The following is a 20,870-nucleotide window of genomic DNA, read 5'->3' as shown; positions in this document are numbered from 1 at the left end:
GTTCCCCCTTTTTCTAATAAAGATTATTTGGTACTCCCTCCTTCCTCAAATCTAACAGGTACGTATGCATTTCCATAAAACGATTCATTTTCTATATTCTTAAAAAGTATAGAAACGCTTTCTTTAGCTATACGTTCGACATCCTGAACTATAGTAGAAATCATGTAAGATCTCTCCTTACTAAGCTTAATCCCATCAAAACCTATTATTTGATAGTCTTCTATAAGTTTAATTTGATTTACATTTAACATTTTTATTATATCAATAGCTAAAAAATCGTTAATAGCAAAAATACCATCTATACCCTCATTTTTATTAAATGTAGCAATTAACTCTTCCTTTAGACCACTATAAGGCTCAAGTAAGTCTATAATCTCATGGGCTATATTATTCTCATTACAATAAGCTTCAAAGCCTACTTTCCTATCCATAGTTGCATTCTTAAAAACATTATGGCTACCTACATAAAGTAAATTTTTACATCCCTTTTCAACTAAAGTTTTAGCAGCAAGCCTACCACCCTGGTAGTTATCACTAGCTACAAAGTTTACATCCTTATCAAATATCCTATCAATACTTACAAAGGGTAGGTTGGAATTTAATAAAAGCTCTATATCAGAATAAGATATGGCTATAATCCCATCAATCATATTTTTTCTAAGCATCTGGATATATCTAATCTCATTATCAGGATTAGAATGTGTATTGCATAAAAGCATCTTATATCCATCTTCTTGTAAAATTTGTTCAACATGAAAAGCTAGTTCCGAAAAAAAAGGGTGCCATACAGTAGGGATAATTAAGCCAACAGTATTTGTTTTATTATTCTTCAAACCTGTAGCTAAATCGTTTTTCTCATAATTTAATTTCTTTATCGCCTCCATTACTTTGTTATATGTATCTGGTTTTACTTCCTTACCATTTATAACATTGCTAACACTACCAAGGCTTACATTAGCCTCCATGGCCACATCTTTCATAGTTGCCATAATATTCCTCCACTCTTATATATTTTGAAACGTTTCATTATATATCTATTATACACCATAATTATATAAACAAGTGTGGAACAATTATATGAAACGTTTCATATTTAAAATTTTAAAAAAACAATTACTATAACTTTTTTTGTAACGTTTCATATTTCCATTACATTATATGAAAACATTTACATGTTGTCAAGTCTTTTTTATAATAAAAAACCAGCACTTTTGCTGGCTTATTAGAAAATTTTGTAATCTTTATAAGATTATAGGATATTTTGATTTTTATTTTAAAAACTATCATTTGTTCAATTTGCATAGCTATAGTGATTTTAAAATTTATACTTCTATACTTCCCATATAAAAAAATATAGACATTTACTATTTTCTTTTCCCTAGATATTCTATAAAAAACACGCAGGGCTAATCCCTAGCGTGATTTTTTAGATATCTTCCATTTTTTCTAGTTCCATGGTGAATTTTTGCAAGATCTTTTTTTCTATACGGCTTACTGTCATTTGGGAGATGTCTAGGGTGTTGGCTATGTCTATTTGGGTTCTGCCCTCGTAGTATCTTAGTTCTAGGATCTCTTTTTCCAAATCGTTTAGCCTTTCTGTTGATTTTTCTATAAGATCTGATAGTTCTATGGAGTCGAAGTTCCTGTCTTCTTCTCCTATCATATCGGCCAAGTCTATGGAGTTTTCTCCCTTTTGGACTTGGTATTTCATATCAAGGCTTTGTGGAGCGTATACTTTGCTTGCTTCCATGGTTTCTAGTATTGTTTCTTCGTCTTCTCCCAGATAGTCTGCTATGTCTTTTACTGTTGGGGTTCTTTGCAGTTCTTGGGGTAGGACTTTTTTGGCGTTATTTATTTTTTTGTAGAGGTTTTGGATTCTTCTTGGGACTCTGATGACCCAACCCTTGTCTCTAAAGTAGCGTTTGAGTTCACCCATTATTGTTGGTGTTGCAAATGATGAAAATTCGTAGCCCTTACTTGGGTCAAATCTTTCTACTGCAAAGATTAGCCCAAGGCTTGCTACTTGGTAGAGGTCTTCTCTTTCGATCCCCTTGCCTACGTATTTGTTGGATAGGATATCTACTATATACATATGCTCTTCGATCAGTTCATCACGAAGTTTCTTATCTCGGGTTTCATAATATTCTTCAAATTTCTTTTTGATCTGCTCTTTGTATTCTTGATCAGTTAGATCTTTTTGCTTTGTCATTAGCTTGCCCTTTTTGTGATTTTAATTTCTCCGCTTGTGATTTCAACTTCGTCTGCAAGTTCCTTCAAAATTAAATCACGCATTTTGAGTGCACGTTGGTCTAGGCTCTTGTCCTTGCCTATAACTTTGATTTGAAGATTTTTATCTTCTGGCAAAAATTCTATTTTTACGTCCTCATCGCTTAGCTTGTAGTTGATAGCCTCGCTTACTACAACTCTAAGGTCTTCAACTTCTTCTATATTAAATCCTAGATCACTTGCAAGGGAAGCGGTAAACAATCTTATGGATTTTAGATAGATTTTGCGAGCTGGGATTGTTATGGTAATTTTATCCATTATTTACTCCATATCAAATAGATCGGATAGATCAGTTATTTTGAATAATTTTTTGATATTTTCTTTTGTGTTTATTATTTTTACTGATTTGCCATTTTCTTTTTGCTTATTGTAGATAAGCATAAACATACCAAGGCCTGTTGAGTCTAGGTAATCTAGGTCTTTTAGGTCAAATACTAGGTCCTTGTTGGCATCTATTTTTTCTTCTATGAATTCTTTGAAGTCTTCTTCTGAATACACATCTAGATCGCCAACAAGTTTTACTGTCTGAATATCGTCTTCAATTTTTATTTCTTTATCAAACATCTTCTTCCCCTATTTAATATCTTCTCTTTGGACATCGTATGCGCCATCGTCGTATTTGGTTACTGATACTATTCTATCTTTGTCATCTTTCATATTTTTGAGGGTGACTCCCATGGTGTTTCTTCCTGTTGTAGAGACATCTTTTGCTCTAATTCTTATTATATCACCTCTTAGGGAAACCATCATTATGTCTTCGTCTATATCTACTGGGATAGTGTCTACTACAAAGCCTGTTTTTTCTGTGACTTTGTGGCATCTGATTCCCTTGCCGCCCCTGTTTTGGTTTTTGAAGTTGTTAAATGATGTCTTCTTGCCAAAACCATTTTCTGTTACAACTAGTAGGTAGGTTTCCTCGCCTCTGATGTTCATTGCTACTACTTCATCATCTTTGGCTAGTTTTATAGCACGGACTCCACGAGCTTGGCGACCCATAGATCTCACGTCTTCAGTGTTAAATTGGATGGTCATACCGTTTTTAGTTGATATTATTAGTTCTTCTTCTTTTTCTATGTGGCGGGCAGATATTAGTTTATCGCCTTCTTCAAGGCCAATAGCAATTATTCCATTTCTTTGGATAGATGTGAAATTATTTGCATCAGTTTTCTTAATCTTACCATTTTGTGTTTGAAGTACAATTTGATCGTCTTCTTTTAGCTCAGATAATGGCATAATCTCTGTTATTTTCTCGCCTGAGTTTAGGGATAGAATATTGATTATGGCTTGGCCACGGCTTGTCCTAGATCCTTCTGGGATTTCGTAGCCCTTGAGGCTATAGACCCTACCAAAGGATGTGAAGAATAGTAAGTCTTCGTGAGTGTTTGTAGTCATGATGCGTTTGATATAGTCATCTTCCTTGGTATTTGCCGCAGAAATTCCCTTGCCTCCCCTGTTTTGTACCTTGTAGGTATCTACTGGTAAGCGTTTAATGTATCCATCATTTGTAAGGGTGATTAGTATATCTTCTTCTTCTATAAGCTCTTCTATATCTATTTCGCCTTCATCTGGAGCAAGTTTGGTGCGACGTTCATCTCCATATTTTTCCTTAATCTCATTTAACTCTGTTTCTATTAGGTCTATAAGCTTTTCATCTGAGTTTAGAATTGATAGGAGATAGGTAATTGTCTCTTCAAGTTCCTTATTTTCTGCATTAAGTTTTTCAATTTCTAGTCCTGATAGACGTTTCAATCTCATGTCTAAGATAGCTTGAGATTGGAGGTCTGTTAGGCCGAATTTTTCTAGGAAAATACCTTTAATCTCGTTGTCATCATAGGAAGAACGGATGATTTTGATAATCTCATCGATATTATCGATAGCGATGATCAAACCTTCTACTATGTGCTTGCGAGCCTTTGCCTTGTCTAGGTCAAATTGTGTACGTCTGGTTACTACATCTTTTTGGTGGTCGATATAGTATTTGATCAATTCTTTTAATGTGAGAATTCTTGGTATACCATCAACTAAAGCAAGGTTTATAATACCAAAGGTTGTCTCTAGTTGGGTGTATTTGTAGAGGTTATTGAGGACTATATTGGCATTGTAATCACGTTTGATTTCGATTACAATTCTCATTCCCTTTCTATCTGATTCATCACGGATATCAGATATACCATCTATTCTCTTTTCTTTTACAAGGTCGGCTATCTTTTGTATGAGTTTTGCCTTGTTTACTTGGTAAGGGATCTCTGTAACTATGATTCTCTCGCGGTTTTTCTTGAAAGGCTCAATTTTTGCTATACCACGAAGTTTAACCTTACCACGGCCTGTTTCGTAGGCATCCTTGATTCCTTTTTTGCCTAAGATCTTTGCCCCTGTTGGGAAGTCTGGTCCCTTGATAATTTTGTTTAATTCTTGGATGCTTATCTCAGGGTTTCTCATGTAGGCTATGGATGCATCTATGGCTTCATTAAGGTTATGTGGAGCCATATTTGTAGCCATACCTACAGCTATACCGTTAGATCCATTGACCAAAAGATTTGGAAATCTTGATGGTAGGACTACCGGTTCTTTTTCTTCTTCGTCAAAGTTTGGTATGAAGTCTACAGTATTTTTATTGAGGTCTCTTAGCATTTCCTTGGCGATTTTTGACATGCGAACTTCTGTATAACGCATAGCCGCTGGATCATCTCCATCTACAGAACCAAAGTTACCTTGGCCTTGGGCTAGGGGATATCTGGTTGAGAAATCTTGGGCAAGACGTACTAGGGCATCATAAAGAGCTGTGTCACCGTGAGGATGATACTTACCCATTACCTCACCAACTACTCTGGCAGATTTTCTGGTTGGTTTGTTTGGATCAAGACCTAGACCTTCCATACCATAGAGGATTCTTCTGTGTACCGGTTTTAGTCCATCACGTACATCTGGAAGTGCACGAGATACTATTACAGACATAGAATAATCCAGGTAGGCATCCTTCATCTTTTCTTCTAGGTCTACATTTATAATATTGTGTTCATTGTTAATTTCAGTCATCTTGCCTCCTATACGTCAATATTATTTACGTATTTGGCGTTTTCTTCTATGAATTCACGTCTTGGTTCTACCTTTTCTCCCATAAGTAGGCTAAAGGTGTCGTCTGTACTTGTTGATTCTTCATTTTCTAAGACCCTAAGCAATATCCTGTTGTCTGGATTCATGGTTGTTTCCCAAAGTTGCTCAGCGTTCATCTCACCAAGACCCTTGTAGCGGTTGATCTTGTAGTTTTCGCCCTTTATATCTCCTATGACCCTATCTCTTTCGGCATCTGAGTATACATAACGTTCAGTCCTGCCGTGGGTGATTTTGTATAAAGGTGGTTGGGCAACATAAATATGGCCATCATCTATCAAATCTTTCATATATCTATAGAAGAATGTCAATAGTAGGGTTCTGATATGAGCACCGTCGACGTCGGCATCTGTCATGATGATTATCTTGCCATAGCGAAGTTTTGATATATCAAATTCCTTGCCAACTCCTGTACCAAAGGCTGTTATCATTGCCTTAATCTCTTCTGAATTTAATATGCGGTCTATATTTGCCTTTTCTACATTTAGGATTTTACCACGAAGAGGAAGTATAGCTTGGATGCGGTTATCACGTCCACCCTTTGCTGAACCACCAGCAGAGTTACCTTCGACTATGAATATCTCGTTTTCTCCTATATCTGTAGATTGGCAGTCAGCCAATTTTCCTGGAAGAGTTGCACTATCAAGTATAGAACGCTTGCGGGTTAAGTCCCTTGCCTTTCTAGCAGCTTCACGTGCTCTTCTGGATTGGAGAGCCTTATCGAGGATGGTTTGCGCAACCTTTGGATTTTCTTCAAGGAAGCTTTCTAGCTTGGATGAGAAGAAGCTATCTACAGCTCCACGAACTTCAGAGTTACCAAGTTTTGCCTTAGTTTGACCCTCAAATTGTGGTTCTGATATCTTTACTGATACTATGGCTGTCATACCTTCTCTGACATCTTCACCTTGGAGGTTTTCTTCGTTTTCTTTGATAAACTTATACTTTCTAGCATAGTCATTAACTCCACGAGTGAGGGCAGACCTAAAGCCTGATAAGTGGGTTCCTCCTTCTGGAGTAAGGATATTATTTGCAAAAGTTAGGATATTTTCAGAATACGAATCTGTGTATTGGAAGGCAATTTCTATTTCTGTATCTTCTTGGCTTCCAATAAAGTGTGGGATTTCAGTCATAATAGAATCTTTGTTGCGGTTTAAATAGCCAACAAATTCACTAACTCCACCTTCGTATTTGAATGATTGAGAAGATTCATCTCTTTGATCTTCAAAGATTATTTGCACACCAGAATTTAGAAAGGCCATTTCACGGAACCTACGTTCTAGAGTTTTCTTGTCGTATACAGTAGTTTCAAATATTTCTGGATCAGCCTTAAAGCTTATGGTAGTACCGGTTTCTTCAGTATCTCCCAAAATTTCCAAATCACTTGTAGCAACTCCACGTTCAAAGGTCATGCGATATAGGTGACCATCTCTTTTGACTTCTGCTATAAGGTATTCTGATAGGGCATTTACTACAGAGACACCTACACCGTGAAGTCCACCTGAATAATGATAGGCTGATGAGTCAAACTTACCACCAGCGTGAAGAACTGTAAGAACAGTCTCTAGGGTTGACTTGTGAGTTTGTGGGTGCTCTTTTACTGGTATACCTGATCCATCATCTTCTACTGTTATAATATTATCTTTTGATACGGTCACTTTTATGTAGTCGCAACGTCCGGCAAGAGCCTCGTCTATTGAGTTATCTACAACTTCATAAACCAGGTGGTGTAGACCTTTTTCACTAGTTGAGCCTATATACATACCAGGTCTTAGTCTAACTGGCTCTAGTCCCTCTAAGACCTTAATATTACCGGCATCGTAATTATTTTCTGTCATAATTTTCCTTTCTAAAATCTCCCTTACATCAAGTTTTGGTATATTTTGCCATTGTTTATGTATCTAAGGGAAGATTCATCCACCATATCCAAGCTTTTGGTATTGGTAGCTGTAATAATTGTCTGGTAGCCCTCTAGGTTCTCTAAGAGGAAGTGGGATCTTTTTTCATCAAGTTCTGAGAAAACATCATCAAATAAAATGACAGATTTATCACCTGTCACTTCCCTTATCAATCTTACTTGGGCTAGTTTTATATTTAGTATTGCTGATCTTTGCTGGCCTTGGGATCCAAAATTTTTGATTGGTTTATCATTTATAGTGATTTCTATCTCATCTTTGTGGATGCCAGCTTGGGTCGTCTGATACTTTTTGTCTAGGTCATAGGATCTTATAAACTTTTGATAATAATCTTCTTGGCTAGTGGCAATGATATCAGGTTTATAGTTTATTTTTAAATCCTCTTTATCTTCTGAGAGCAAATCATGGTACTCATTAGCAAATCTTCCTATAAGCCCTGTAATCTTAGCTCTCTTCTTGTAGATTCTATAGCCAAAACGGCAAAGATTTTTGTCAAAAGCTCTGACTTGATCCTCAAAATATGGACTTTTTTGATTTTTTAAAAGTTTATTTCTCTGAAAAATAAGCTTATCATATTGTTTTTTGATTTGCTTGTAGGAAAAATCTACACTTATTATTATATCATCAATTAAGTCTCGCCTTAAATTGGGTCCCTCTTTTATTATAAGCAAATCTTCCGGTGTAAAAAGCACCAGAGAAAAGTGGGATTTTAAGTCTTTGTTCCTCTCATATTTTACTTCATTTACATAGATATTCTTACTATTTTGGTCAACATTTATATAAACGTGTTTAAAATACTTATCTTTCCTGATAATGCCCTCAAGAGACATAGTCTCCTTATCAAAGGAAATGATATCCTTATCTCTAATCTTCTTAAAACTGGTAGCATTGGCCAGATAATACAAGGATTCCAACAAATTTGTCTTGCCCTGGGCATTATCGCCTATAAAGATATTTATATCCTTAGAAAATTCTACATCTGCCTTATCATAATTTCTAAATGAATCTAAGCTTATATTTTTAATCCACATTATACAATAGTAATTTTTACATCATCAAAGATTAGCCAGTCGCCTTTGTAGAGTTTTTTGCCTGGAGAAAAGCAATCTTCTCCATTTACTATTACTCCCTCATCTTTGATCACTGCTTTGGCAATACCACCAGATGGGAGCAATTGAGTAACTTTTAGCAAATCTTTTAATGTTATCATTTCTGTTTGAAATTCTAATTCTTCCATAGTTTTTTCCTAATTTGCTAGTCTTACTGGAAGAACTAGGTAGGTAAATTCTTCATCTTCGTATTTGCTGTCAACTGGATCTATCAAGCAAGGATTTAGGGATGATTTGAAATTAAGTTTGATCTTGTCACTGTCAAAGGCTCTAACTCCCTCTTGCATATATCTAGCATTGAAGGCTATGTTAAGCTCTGGTCCTTCTTGGTCTATTTCTATGACTTCTTTTACATCCCCTATTTCAGAATTTGATTTGATAATCATATGATTTTCGGCAATTTCTATTCTGATAAGATTTGCCCTACCTGGGTCTGACAAAACTTGGGCACGGTCTAGGGCAGATACTAGCTTAGCCTTGTCAACTATAACACTTGTTTCTGATGTTTTGTTTATAATATTTCTGTAGTCTATATAGTTTTTATCTATTACTCTGCAATACATAGTAGTGTTTTCAGCTTGGAAAACTAAGTCATTTTCATTTTTATATATTTTTGTAATAGAATCATCAGCTATAATCCTGGACCATTCCATAAGAGATCTTTTCGGTATGATAAATTCGCTATTTTCGTATTCTGATTGGTAGTCCATAGTATTTTTCTTTAGGGCTACCCTGTAGCCATCTAGGGCAACCATATTTAAGCTAGCATCTTTTAGCTCAAATAAAATTCCTGTAAGGGCAAGCTTTGTTTCATCTAAGCTTGTAGCAAATTCTGTTTGTAATATAGATCTTTTTAATTTATCATTTGATATCTCTAGTGGAGATGTATCTGGCAATTCCAGGTCTTGTTTTTCAAAATACTCAAAGGCAAGGAGGTTGAAGTTAGAATTTTGACTTCTTATAGATATTTTGCCATCCTTACTTTCTATCTTTACAATATCATTAGGAAGTTTTCTAATTATATTAGTAAATAGATTTGCCTTTAGGGCCATCTCTCCTTCTTCTATTACTCTTGCTTCTATAAAGGTTTTGATTGTGATTTCCCCATCAAAAGCAGTCAGTGAGAGTCTATCTTCTTTTGCTTCAAAGTATATTAATTCATGAATTTGTATATTGGTATTTTTGGACACTGCCCTATTGGCAATATTGATAGCATTTATCAGCTCATTTTGTTTAACTTCAAATTTCATGGTGTCTCCTCATATAACTATATATATTTAGTAGTATTAGTAGTAGGGCATGTATATATGTGGAAAAGTCAAGTAAAGCTTTATATCAAGCCATTACTTATACAAAATACCATGTGGATAATCCAAGGATAAGTTGGGACTTTATCCACATATCATTTTGAGATTCTTTTTATAAATTTTAAATTTACTTATCCACAAGCTTATCCCAAAAGATATGCACATTTTGCCCTTAATCAGTCAAAGAATTTCTCAAATCCTCTACTTCTGTTTTAAAATCTTCGTCACTTTCCATCTGATCTTTTACCTTATCTATGCCATGCATGATGGTAGTATGATCTCGTTCAAAAGCATTGGAAATAGTAACAAGGGATGAATCAGTCAAGTCTCTTGATAGGTACATGGCTATATGCCTTGGATTGACTATCTCTTTTTTCCTGCTCTTGCCCTTTAGGTCAGAAACTTTTATAGAATATTTCTCTGCTACCTTTTTTTGTATATCGCCTATATTGATGTGCTTTCTCTTGTGGATAGACCTTGTATTGATGCCCTTTGTAGCATCTTCAAGGTTTATGGTATTTCTTCCATCTCCCTTGGCATAGGCAATGGCTGTTGACAAAGCACCTTCCAAATCTCTAATGTTCGTATCGATATTTTCAGCTATATAGGTCAATATTTCATTATCTATAAAAGCACCTAATTCATCAGATTTTTTCTGGAGTATGGCAACTCTTGTCTCAAAATCGGGTTTTTGTATATCAACGGTAATACCCCAAGAAAACCTTGAAAGTAACCTATCTTCCAAATCTTTGATCTCAAGAGGAGGTCTATCTGATGATAGCACTATTTGCTTATCAGCATAGTATAGGTCATTGAAGGTGTGAAATAACTCCGTTTGTGTACCTTCCTTATTAGATAGAAACTGGATGTCATCTATAAGCAGGATATCTGCTGATCTGTACTTGTCCCTAAATTCTTGGTTTAGGTTTTGAATTTTGGACCTGCTTGTTGGCTGGATACTTGCTATAAGCTCATTTGTAAAGCGTTCACTAGATATGTACATAACATATAAGTCGTCACGCTCTTCAAGAATCTTATGGGCTATAGCCTGCATCAAGTGAGTTTTGCCAAGGCCTGAATCCCCATATATAAAGAGAGGATTGTATACCTTATTTGGGTGACCATTTATGATATTTTCAGTAACTGCACTGGCAACAGCAAGAGCGTATTGGTTGGACTTGCCTTGGATAAAGTTTTCAAAGGTATAGTTCCTATCCAAAAGTGGTTTTGGGTACTTGTTTAGCCCTTTTATCTTCATCTGTCCATCGTCATCAAAGTTATTGCCCAAGGTCAAGATTCTAGAATATGAATCAGAATCTCTTGCTACAACCACAACCTTGTAGTGGCCAGGCTCATCTTTTGTAATCCTATCCAAGCTTTCTTGGAGGGATGGAGTCCATATCTTATCGTAAACGAAAATCATATTGGACTTTGGTATTTCCAAATACAGAGTATTTTCATAGAGATTTAATGGTTTTAAAATATCTATCCATGTGTAATATTGACTCTCATCTGGAATATTCATTTTCATTTCATTTTTTAATTCATCAGTAATGTATTCTAAATTGATCATCATCAAGCCTTTCTTAGTAAAAATCTTTCCACAAGTATAAAGACCTATATATAAAGGATAAAAGCAAATAATAGGACTTATCCACTAATGTGGATTAAATTGTGGATAAGTCGAATTTTTTAAAATAAAGCTCTATTTTATGGGATTAAAATTATAAAAAATCGAGAAAAATAAAAAAAATTAAAACTTTTCCACAAAAATATAACCTATGAAAAGCAAAAACTGGCTTTTCCATATATTTTTACACCTCAAATTATACTATAAAATAGAGATTCGTACAAGTTATCCACATCCTGTTAATAAGTTTTGGGAAAACTCTTTAGATAAATTACTAATTCAGATTTTTTATTGTTGATATGTGGATAAGTCTGTGTATTTATTTATAGTTTTTATAATTTTATTTTGCTTTTGTCCATATAATGGGCTTTTGATTTTTTTATACTCACATATATTAATTATTTTTCATTTGGATAAGTGTTCAAATATTGTTGATAAAAAAATTTCCAAAATTATTTATCCACAATGAAAAAATATAAGAGAATTCTCTAATATTTGGTATATTTATAATAAAAATCCTAGAATTTTTATTCATGGTTAATATTCCTAGTTATTTTAGGATCAAAAGAACTAAAAAACCTTGACAGAATAGCTATTTCTACATATAATAATATGAGTCAAAATTTATGAGGAGGTGTAATAATGAAAAGAACCTATCAACCAAATAGAAGAAAAAGAGCTAAAGATCATGGTTTTAGAAAAAGAATGTCAACACCAGGTGGCAGACGCGTTATTAAAGCTAGACGTAAGAAAAACAGAAAAAGACTTTCAGCTTAATTTTTAGGCTAGAAGTTTTGCTTTTTTACTTAGATTTAAGGACATAGATGGAAAAGCGAATAAGTTTAAGAAAAGATACTGACTTTCAGAGAGTATACAAAAAGAATCAAGCTTTTTTTAATAGAGACTTTACTGTATTGATTAAAAACAATGGCCTCTCCCATCCCCGCTTTGGTTTTTCTATAAGCAAAAAGATTGGTAAGGCCAACCAAAGAAACAGACTTAAGAGAAAACTACGCGATATAGTAAGGATTAACTACAAAAATCTCAATGGAGTTGATATTGTTATCATTCCAAAAAAGCATGTTACAGAATTTGACTACATCAGACTTAAGAAATCTCTAGGTCACGTACTTAGCAAAGCATTTAAAAAGAATAAGATTTTTTATGTTAAATAAAATTTTTATAAAAATCATTATATTTTATCGAAACTACATTTCTCCACAACTTGGCTTTGGAAAGTGCAAATATCATCCAACCTGTTCTAGCTATGCTATTGAGTGTTTTAGAAGGTATGGATTTGTAAAAGCATTTTTGATGTCTGTGTGGAGAATTTTACGATGTAATCCTTTTTCCAAGGGTGGATATGACCCTGTCCCTTAGTTTATATTATATGGAGAGATTATGATAAATTTTTTAGCTACCCTTTTGGGAAAACTAATGAGGTGGATCTATGATTCGCTGGCTGCTACTGGTGCTGAGCCAGAAAATATTTCGTATTATGCTATAGCAATCATTTTGATGACCCTTCTAGTTTCCCTATTAACAATACCAGTTACTATTTCTACTCAAAAACAGGCAGAACAATCTAGAAAAATCAAGCCTAAAATGGATGAAATCCAAAAGAAATATGGCTACGACCAACAGATCATGCAAAAAAAGATGCAAGAGCTATATAAAGAAGAAGGAGTTAATCCGGGAATATCATCTTGCCTTATGATGATTTTTCAACTTTTAATCCTATTTGGATTACTTAGAGTTATGAACGATACAAAAACCTTTGTCTTCCCTGAGGGTATAGAAAACCTTAGAAGAGACTTCTACTGGGTACCAGATCTAACGCTTGCAGACCCTCTATGGTTTGGTTTGCCACTACTTACAAGTGTATCCCAATTTTTGGTAACCCTATTTTCCATGAAGACCAACCCACAAATGAGCGAAGGTCCAATGAGCAGCATGAATAAGTCAATGTTATTTTTGCCACTTGTTTTCTTTATGACCTTTATCAGACTGCCAGCTGGTCTTCCACTTTACTATACAATGAGTTCTCTAATCAGACTTATTATAATGGTAATAATGCATTACACAGTCAAAAAGCCAAAACAATTAAATGAGGTAAAAGATGAAAAAGTCAATAATAAAACAAGCAAAAAATAAAGAAGAAGCTATCAGATTAGCCTTAAATGAGATTGGTAAAGACAGATCAGAAGTTGAAATAGAAGTCATAGAAGAAGGTTCTGCTGGATTTTTGGGCCTTGGCAGCAAGGATGCTGTTATAAAAGTAATCTATGATGAAAGTGTAGAAGAAAGCCTTTTTGATTTTGAAGAAGAAATCAAAAGAGATAGCTCTAAGGGAAATGATGAATTATACAACATTTCAAAAAGAACCGACTACTACAAAAACGAAGCTTCTGCAAATTACAAAAGTGATGATCAGCCAGAAATCCCTAGTCAAAAGGAAGACTATCAGTATGATTCTGATGCCTTTGAAGATTCTATAAAAAGCATCAGAGGTGAAGAAGAAGATCTAGGAGAATACTCTAGACTTCAAAAAATCAATTCTTACCAAGAAAATTCATCAAAAGAAAAAAAGGAAAATCCAGACTTATCTGAAGTTTTGGACCACAATATTGACTCTATAACAAAGGATGGCTACAAGATAGAAAGACGTCCAGAACCAGTTTTTGAAGAAGAAAAATCTATAGATGAGTTTGATGAATCTAATGAAGCTTTAGTAGAAGATTCAATAGAAGAATCCAAAGAAGAAACAAAAGAAGAAAGCAAAAATGAGTCAATAGCAAGAGTATTTACTGCAGGCGAAGCTAAGGCAAGTATTGCCAAAGAAAAGCAACAAACTGACATTGACAAATACTACAAGGCCAAGGAATTTTTTGAAGATATCCTAAAAGAGATGCACTTTGAAAATTCAAGTGTTTATGGCAATCTTGAGGGTTCGACTATAAAACTTGATGGCAAGGTAGATGAAAATGATACGGGCATAGCCATTGGTAAGGGTGGAGCTACCCTGGAAGCCATAGAACTTTTGATTAGAAAGTCAATTGATAGTAGAGCCAACAACCTAAGAGTCAATGTAGATATAAATAATTATAAAAAACGTAGGGATGAAAAAATCAGAGAATTAGCTGCTGATACAGCTAGAAAGGTTCAAAGAAGCGGAAAATCTTGGAATCTAAAATATATGAACTCCTATGAAAGAAGACTGGCCCATGAAGAAATAGGCAAGTTCCCTAATGTATCTAGCCATTCAGAAGGTCAGGAACCAAAAAGATATGTTGTTGTTTCCTATGTAAATGATGACAAAGACCAATAAATAATAGACCCATGAATGACTTTAACCCCAAAATCCGAAATTAAGGTGACTCCATAAAGTTGGAGCAAATACCAGAGTTATAAATAAATTAGCTCTGGTATTTCTTTGTCCAATCCTACCCCAGGGTAGGATTTTTTTATGCTTATTAAGTTATTTTAAACTATTTTATATTAGTTAGCACTTTACATAATATTATATCTTTAGTAGGAGATGCATTATCCTTTTTAAGAATAAGCTAATCAACTAGGATTTTATTATGGATTAATTTTTTTATTTATCCCAAGCTGTAACTTGATCTAAGTAAGGGTTAAGTTCCTCTATATTCCTAGGATTAAACTCTGGGTCTTTGCCTACTTTTAGTTGGCTGATGTAGTCATTATAAACACCTACGGAAATCTTTCCTAAGAATATTAATACTATAAGGTTAATTATCGCCATGATACCCATAAAAACATCTCCTATATTCCACACTACTGAGAAGTCTCCAACACAGCCTAGGATGATGGCTATGAGCACTAGGCTTCTATAGATATTTAGGGAATACTTGCCAAGATTTAGGTTTAGGATATTATTTTCTCCATAATAATAGTTGCCTATTATAGATGAAAAGGCGAACATTAGGATACAGAAGGTCAAGAAATAATTTGACCAAGAACCTACTTCATTGGCTAGGGCTGCCTGGGTTATTTGTAGTCCTTGTAGGTCTGAGTTATAAATGCCCTCCCCACCTAAAATAACTACAAAGGCTGTTGCTGAACATACTAGAATAGTATCTAGGTAGACACCTAGGGCCTGGATAAGACCTTGTTTGGCTGGGTGGGATACATCTGCTACAGCTGATGCATTTGGTACAGCTCCCATACCAGCTTCATTGGAGAATAGTCCACGTCTGATACCATTTAGGATGGCTGTTCCAAAAAGTCCGCCAAAACCAGCTTTTAGAGAAAAGGCATTGGAGAATATTAGCCCAAACATATGGGGTATTAGACCTATATTTTTTATAATTATAAATAAAACTACTAGCATATAAATGACAGCCATTACTGGTACTAGAAGACTGGTCACATCTGCTATTCTTTTTAAACCTCCAAAGATAATAATGCCTGCTAGTATAATTAGTAGGACGGCTATTATTTTTGTGTCTATACCAAAAGAAGAATTAAAGCCTGCTGCTATAGTATTAGCTTGCATAGCATTGAAGTTTATACCATATACTATAGAAATTACTACTGAAAATATGATAGCTAGCTTTGGTTTATTGAGAGCCTTTCTCATATAATAAGCTGGTCCACCCTTAAAGGTCCCATCTGGGTTTGTTTCTTTGAATACTTGGCCTAGGGTGTTTTCAACAAAGGATGATGCACCCCCGATTAGGGCAGTAACCCACATCCAAAAAACCGCTCCAGGTCCACCAGTAGCTATAGCAGCTGCAACACCGACTATATTACCTGTTCCTATATGGCTGGCTGCAGATATAGTGAAGGCCTTGAAGGGAGATATAGTATTTTTGTTTTTGCTTGGTTTAGTAATTAGCTTTACTGCATGGCCTATGTTTTTGATTTGTCCACCCTTTATCTTGATTGTGAAATATATACCAATGGCTAAAAGTAATGGAATTAGTATGTATGTATATATGGTGTCAGATAATAAGCCTGTTGTTGTATTAAAGGCTTTTTCGTATAGGCCGCTTGCCCATAAATCACCAATTTGTTTTATTGTTTGCCCGAAATTTATCATTTGTTCTCCTTATAAAAAAATATTTAGGTCTAAGTCATTGGAGAGAATTTTTAAGAGATTTTTCCCTCTAACGCTGTTGCCAGCTTGATCAAGTAAAGGTGAGTAAACGCAGATACCAAATTTACCAGGTACAACACCTAGGATGGCCCCACTTACCCCAGACTTTGATGGAATACCTACATCTTGTAGATACTTGCCGCTGATCTCATACATGCCGCAGCTGGCCATTTGAGCTACTGTTATTTTTACTATGTCCTTGGAAATTATCTCCTTTTGGGAGTTTAAATCTTTGCCTGAGTTGGCAAGGATTGCTCCTATATGAGCTAGTTGCTTTGCTGTCAGTCCTATAGAACAATTTCTAATATATAGGTCCAAGACTTTTTCAGCATCATCATCAAAAATGCCCTTGCTTCTCAAATAATAAGCTATGGCCCTGTTTATATCTGTTGTATCCATCTCTGATAGGTAAACTTCTTCCAATAGGCCAATATCATCACTGGCTGCCATTTGTTTTATTAAGTCTAGGATCCTATCGTATTTTTCTATTACATCTTCTCCCATTATAAGAGATGAGGTTGTAATAGCTCCAGCATTTATTAGTGGATTAGCTGGTTTATCGTCTATGGGTATAACTGAGTTAAACTTATACTGAGACCTCTCACTTCCGACTTTTTCAAATACTTTATCATAGCCGTTGTCCTTTAGAGCCATAATCAAAGATATGACCTTAGATATGGATTGCATAGAAAATACTACGTCTGTGTCTCCAAACTCATAGGTATGACCTTGGGTATCTACAAGAGCTATGGCAAAGTTTTCTGGATTTACATTGGCTAGCTCTGGTATGTAACTGGCTATTTCCCCCATGCCAATGTATTTTTCACTTTTTTTGATTGCTAGGTTGATTTTTTCAATTATGTCTTTATTAGCTATAGACATCTTCCACCTCCTTACCTAGAAAATTATATCACAAAATGAAAGCGTTTTTACAAGAAATTTAAAAATTTTTTTAAAAATTTACTAAAACCATTCATGTATCATCTATAGTAGGCTAGGCAAAAACTAGTAAAATATAGGTAAGAATTTAGGGGCATAGTAGATAAATGTTGACATTTTAACTTTTTACCCTATAATCTTTATGTTATAAACCACTAGTCAAAGTAGTGGATGACTAATCGTACTAAATGAAAGGAATATTATGAGTGAAGCTACAATAGCAGCTATTTCTACTCCAACAGGTACTGGTGGTATATCCATTGTTAGGATGAGTGGAGAGATGAGTAAAGAGATAATTGATAAAATTTTCCTACCCCTTGCTGGTGGTCCAATTGATAGAATCAAGGATAACCGAAAAATGCGTTATGGAAACATTGTTGATACTAAGGGTGAGGTCATAGATGAAGTCATGGTTTCTTATATGGCAGGACCTGCTACCTATACCCGTGAGGATATAGTTGAAGTTAATTGCCATGGGTCTTTTATTTCTGTAAAAAAAATATTAAATCTTATTCTAGATTCTGGGGCAGTTTTGGCCGAGCCTGGTGAATTTACCAAGCGTGCCTTCTTAAATGGAAGGATAGACTTATCCCAAGCAGAAGCAGTTTTAGACATAATAAATTCTACCAATGACTTAAGCCAGGCTCAGGGTATCAGCCAATTGCAGGGATCATTAAAGCAGGAGATTGAAAAAATAAGAAAATCCCTTCTTGAAGCCTTATCACGTCTAGAATATTCTATAAATTTTACAGAAGATGGTGAAGACCTAGCTCCAGATGAGATAATCAATTATATGGAGCAGGCCAAGGCATGGATTGACAAATTATTAAATACTTCTAATAAGGGCAAAATTATAAAAGATGGTATCAATACAACTATCATTGGCAAGCCAAATGTGGGCAAGTCTTCCCTATTAAATGCCCTTTTAAAAGAAAATCGTGCCATAGTTACAGATATACCTGGTACAACTCGTGATTTGATCAGTGAATATATCAACCTTGGATCTTTTACATTAAAGATAAACGATACAGCTGGTATCCGTGATACAGAAGATATTGTAGAAAAAATTGGTGTAGATAAGTCGATAGAGCTTTCTCAAGCTAGTGATCTTATAATAGCTATTTTTGATGCATCAAGAGAATTTGACCACGAGGATGAAAAGATCCTAGACCTTATAAAGGATAAAAACACTATCATAATCTTAAACAAACAAGATTTGGATACTAAATTTGATAAGTCAATATTTATCTTGGACCTTCCTATAATAGAAGCTTCCATGACAGAAAATATAGGTATAGATAAGCTTGAAGAAACCATAACTGATATCTTTGATACCAGCGAGATTAATCGCGAGTCAGTTTTGATTACAAACACTAGACATGAAAGACTTTTAAATGCTGCAAGAGAAAAATTAGCATCCTCACTTAAAGATATAAGGATAGGCATACCTCTTGATGCAGTAGAAGTTGACCTAAGAGGATCATATGACGACTTGGGTCTAATAATAGGTCAATCAGTTTCAGATGAGATAATGGATAAAGTATTTAAGGAGTTTTGTGTTGGAAAATAAATATGTACAAAAATCCTATGATGTTGTTGTAATTGGTGCAGGTCATGCAGGTTGTGAAGCAGCTCTAGCCTCTGCTCGCTTGGGTATGTCTACTCTAATCCTTACAACAAGTCTAGAGTCAATTGCAGATATGCCTTGCAATCCAAACATAGGTGGAACAGGCAAGGGTCACTTAGTTCGTGAAGTTGATGCTTTGGGTGGACAAATGGCTAAGGTTATTGATGAGACCTTCATCCAATCTAGGATGTTAAATACCAGTAAGGGCCCAGCAGTTCATTCACTTAGAGTTCAAGCTGACAAGAGAAAATATCACGAAGTAATGAAAAAAGTCTTAGAAGATCAAGAAAACCTTGGCATCTTCGAGCAAGAAGTTGACAAGATAAATTATGAAGATAACAAAATTGTTTCATGTGAAACAATCCAAGGGGCAATCTTTCCATGCAAGGCTATTATAGTGTGTACAGGAACTTACCTCAATGGAAAGATTCTTATAGGTGAATTTGAAAAAGTTTCTGGCCCACATGGACTTTCGGCAGCAACTTACCTTTCTGATTGCCTAGAAGATATGGGATTTTTCCTAAGACGTTTTAAGACAGGAACTCCAGCTAGGGTTGACCGCAAGACTATAGAATTTTCAAAAACAGAAGTTCAAGCAGGTGATGGTGAGATTGTTCCATTTTCCTTTGCAAACGAAAATGAAGACTTCTCAGGAATCAAACAAGAAAATTGTTATCTAACCTACACTACACCAGAGACGAAGAAAATCATCATGGACAACATTGATCGCTCCCCTATTTACGGTGGTAAGGTTAAGGGAATCGGTCCACGTTATTGTCCTTCCCTTGAAGATAAGATGATCAGATTTCAAGATAGAGATACCCATCAGATATTCCTAGAACCAGAATCACTCTCAACTGATGAAATCTACGTTCAAGGCGCATCTTCATCTATGCCTCAAGAAGTTCAAATGGAATTTTACAAAACTATCATAGGTTTAGAAAATGCCAAGATAATGAGACCGGCCTATGCTATCGAATACGACATGATCGACACACGTGAGCTAAACCTTACTTTGGAATCAAAGGCTTATTCAGGCCTATACTTTGCAGGCCAGATCAATGGCTCAAGTGGCTACGAAGAAGCTGCCAGCCAAGGTCTTATGGCAGGTATCAACGCAGCACTAAAAATCCAAGGCAAAGATCCCTTTATCCTTGACCGTTCAGATGCATACATTGGTGTTTTGATAGATGACTTGGTAACTGAGGGAACTAATGAGCCTTACCGTATGATGACTAGTAGATGTGAGTATCGCTTGACCCTACGCCAAGATAATGCAGACCTGAGATTAACAGAAAAGGGCTACAAGGTTGGTTTGGTTGACGAAGATAGATATCAAAAAATGCTTAGCAAATATCATGCCATTGAAAATGAAAAAGCAAGGCTTAAAAAAATAATGATGACACCAACCAAGGAAACTAATAAAAAGTTAGAAGAGCTTGGGTCAAACCCACTTGTAACTGGAGTTTCTTTATACGACCTAATCAAAAGACCAGAACTAGACTATAAAGCTCTTGCAGTATTTGATCCGGAAAGACCTGAACTTCCAAAGTTCCAACAAATCCAAGTTCAAACAGAAATCAAGTACGAGGGTTATATTGCTAAGCAAATGGCTGATATAGAGAAATTTAAAAAGCTTGAAGCAAAGAAATTACCGGAAAATATAGACTATGAAAATATTCCTGGACTTAAAAAAGAAGCAGCCAGCAAACTAAATGATATTAAACCATCGTCCATTGGCCAAGCAAGTAGGATTTCTGGAGTTAGTCCAGCAGATATCAATGTGCTACTTATTAGATTAAAGACTGGAGAAATCAGTGGATAAG

19 protein-coding genes are annotated in these 20,870 nt (G+C 35.2%); 7 read left to right on the top strand and 12 right to left on the bottom strand.

Annotated features, from left to right (window positions below; translation table 11 throughout):
- Nucleotides 1-23: 23 nt before the first annotated feature.
- The 10 genes from BQ7474_RS09855 to dnaA all read right to left on the bottom strand — a co-directional run bounded on the left by BQ7474_RS09855 (nt 24) and on the right by dnaA (nt 11,299).
- Nucleotides 24-989 carry a LacI family DNA-binding transcriptional regulator gene (locus tag BQ7474_RS09855; protein WP_073998683.1) on the bottom strand — a complete coding sequence of 322 codons (966 nt, stop codon included), beginning with the start codon at nt 987-989 and terminating at the stop codon, nt 24-26.
- A gap of 437 nt (nt 990-1,426) precedes the next feature.
- Entirely contained in the window at nt 1,427-2,209 is a 783-nt protein-coding gene (locus BQ7474_RS09850; protein WP_073998682.1) for a SigB/SigF/SigG family RNA polymerase sigma factor, read from the bottom strand.
- Nucleotides 2,209-2,544, bottom strand: a complete 336-nt coding sequence (locus tag BQ7474_RS09845) for an ATP-binding protein (RefSeq protein ID WP_073998681.1) — start codon at nt 2,542-2,544, stop codon at nt 2,209-2,211. The genes BQ7474_RS09850 and BQ7474_RS09845 overlap by 1 nt, the downstream gene beginning before the upstream one ends.
- 3 nt (nt 2,545-2,547) lie before the next feature.
- Nucleotides 2,548-2,850, bottom strand: a complete 303-nt coding sequence (locus tag BQ7474_RS09840) for an STAS domain-containing protein (protein ID WP_073998680.1) — start codon at nt 2,848-2,850, stop codon at nt 2,548-2,550.
- A gap of 9 nt (nt 2,851-2,859) precedes the next feature.
- Nucleotides 2,860-5,322, bottom strand: coding sequence for a DNA gyrase subunit A (gene gyrA, locus BQ7474_RS09835; RefSeq protein ID WP_073998679.1), 2,463 nt, complete (start codon nt 5,320-5,322; stop codon nt 2,860-2,862).
- An 8-nt stretch (nt 5,323-5,330) separates the two neighbouring features.
- The gene (gene gyrB, locus BQ7474_RS09830) at nt 5,331-7,232 is read right to left on the bottom strand and encodes a DNA topoisomerase (ATP-hydrolyzing) subunit B (protein ID WP_073998678.1); all 1,902 of its coding nucleotides are present in this window, start codon (nt 7,230-7,232) and stop codon (nt 5,331-5,333) included.
- A gap of 23 nt (nt 7,233-7,255) precedes the next feature.
- Entirely contained in the window at nt 7,256-8,341 is a 1,086-nt protein-coding gene (gene recF / locus BQ7474_RS09825) for a DNA replication/repair protein RecF (RefSeq protein ID WP_073998677.1), read from the bottom strand.
- Nucleotides 8,341-8,547, bottom strand: coding sequence for an RNA-binding S4 domain-containing protein (locus BQ7474_RS09820; RefSeq protein WP_073998676.1), 207 nt, complete (start codon nt 8,545-8,547; stop codon nt 8,341-8,343). The genes recF and BQ7474_RS09820 overlap by 1 nt, the downstream gene beginning before the upstream one ends.
- Before the next feature lie 9 nt (nt 8,548-8,556).
- A complete protein-coding gene (gene dnaN, locus BQ7474_RS09815; RefSeq protein WP_073998675.1) occupies nt 8,557-9,669 on the bottom strand; it encodes a DNA polymerase III subunit beta in 1,113 nt (370 codons plus the stop codon).
- Nucleotides 9,670-9,898: 229 nt separating this feature from the next.
- Entirely contained in the window at nt 9,899-11,299 is a 1,401-nt protein-coding gene (gene dnaA, locus BQ7474_RS09810) for a chromosomal replication initiator protein DnaA (protein WP_177343679.1), read from the bottom strand.
- Between the two features lie 699 nt (nt 11,300-11,998).
- Between dnaA and rpmH the strand changes: the two genes are divergently transcribed.
- The 5 genes from rpmH to BQ7474_RS10945 are packed head-to-tail and all read left to right on the top strand — an operon-like array spanning nt 11,999 to nt 14,684.
- Nucleotides 11,999-12,133 carry a 50S ribosomal protein L34 gene (rpmH, locus tag BQ7474_RS09805; protein ID WP_044567037.1) on the top strand — a complete coding sequence of 45 codons (135 nt, stop codon included), beginning with the start codon at nt 11,999-12,001 and terminating at the stop codon, nt 12,131-12,133.
- A 47-nt stretch (nt 12,134-12,180) separates the two neighbouring features.
- The gene (gene rnpA, locus BQ7474_RS09800; RefSeq protein WP_073998673.1) at nt 12,181-12,531 is read left to right on the top strand and encodes a ribonuclease P protein component; all 351 of its coding nucleotides are present in this window, start codon (nt 12,181-12,183) and stop codon (nt 12,529-12,531) included.
- A complete protein-coding gene (yidD, locus tag BQ7474_RS09795; protein WP_073998672.1) occupies nt 12,521-12,736 on the top strand; it encodes a membrane protein insertion efficiency factor YidD in 216 nt (71 codons plus the stop codon). The genes rnpA and yidD overlap by 11 nt, the downstream gene beginning before the upstream one ends.
- Nucleotides 12,737-12,757: 21 nt before the next feature.
- Nucleotides 12,758-13,510, top strand: coding sequence for a YidC/Oxa1 family membrane protein insertase (locus BQ7474_RS09790; RefSeq protein WP_073998671.1), 753 nt, complete (start codon nt 12,758-12,760; stop codon nt 13,508-13,510).
- Nucleotides 13,476-14,684, top strand: coding sequence for a Jag family protein (locus BQ7474_RS10945; protein WP_082187924.1), 1,209 nt, complete (start codon nt 13,476-13,478; stop codon nt 14,682-14,684). Before BQ7474_RS09790 ends, BQ7474_RS10945 begins: the two co-directional genes overlap by 35 nt.
- A gap of 270 nt (nt 14,685-14,954) precedes the next feature.
- Here the strand turns inward: BQ7474_RS10945 and BQ7474_RS09775 are convergent, their stop codons facing one another.
- Together BQ7474_RS09775 and glsA are read right to left on the bottom strand one after the other, a co-directional pair.
- Nucleotides 14,955-16,421: an alanine/glycine:cation symporter family protein gene (locus BQ7474_RS09775; protein ID WP_082187923.1), complete on the bottom strand. Its 1,467-nt coding sequence runs from the start codon at nt 16,419-16,421 to the stop codon at nt 14,955-14,957.
- A 9-nt stretch (nt 16,422-16,430) separates the two neighbouring features.
- The gene (glsA, locus tag BQ7474_RS09770) at nt 16,431-17,360 is read right to left on the bottom strand and encodes a glutaminase A (protein WP_073998670.1); all 930 of its coding nucleotides are present in this window, start codon (nt 17,358-17,360) and stop codon (nt 16,431-16,433) included.
- 259 nt (nt 17,361-17,619) lie between these two features.
- On the opposite strand from glsA, the gene mnmE reads away from it, so the two are divergent.
- A complete protein-coding gene (mnmE, locus tag BQ7474_RS09765) occupies nt 17,620-18,987 on the top strand; it encodes a tRNA uridine-5-carboxymethylaminomethyl(34) synthesis GTPase MnmE (protein ID WP_073998669.1) in 1,368 nt (455 codons plus the stop codon).
- A complete protein-coding gene (mnmG, locus tag BQ7474_RS09760) occupies nt 18,977-20,869 on the top strand; it encodes a tRNA uridine-5-carboxymethylaminomethyl(34) synthesis enzyme MnmG (protein WP_073998668.1) in 1,893 nt (630 codons plus the stop codon). The genes mnmE and mnmG overlap by 11 nt, the downstream gene beginning before the upstream one ends.
- Nucleotide 20,870: the final 1 nt, after the last annotated feature.

Source organism: Anaerococcus urinomassiliensis (genome assembly GCF_900128425.1).
Taxonomy (GTDB): Bacteria; Bacillota; Clostridia; order Tissierellales; family Peptoniphilaceae; genus Anaerococcus; species Anaerococcus urinomassiliensis.
This window is presented reverse-complemented; position numbering and strand designations above follow the sequence as displayed.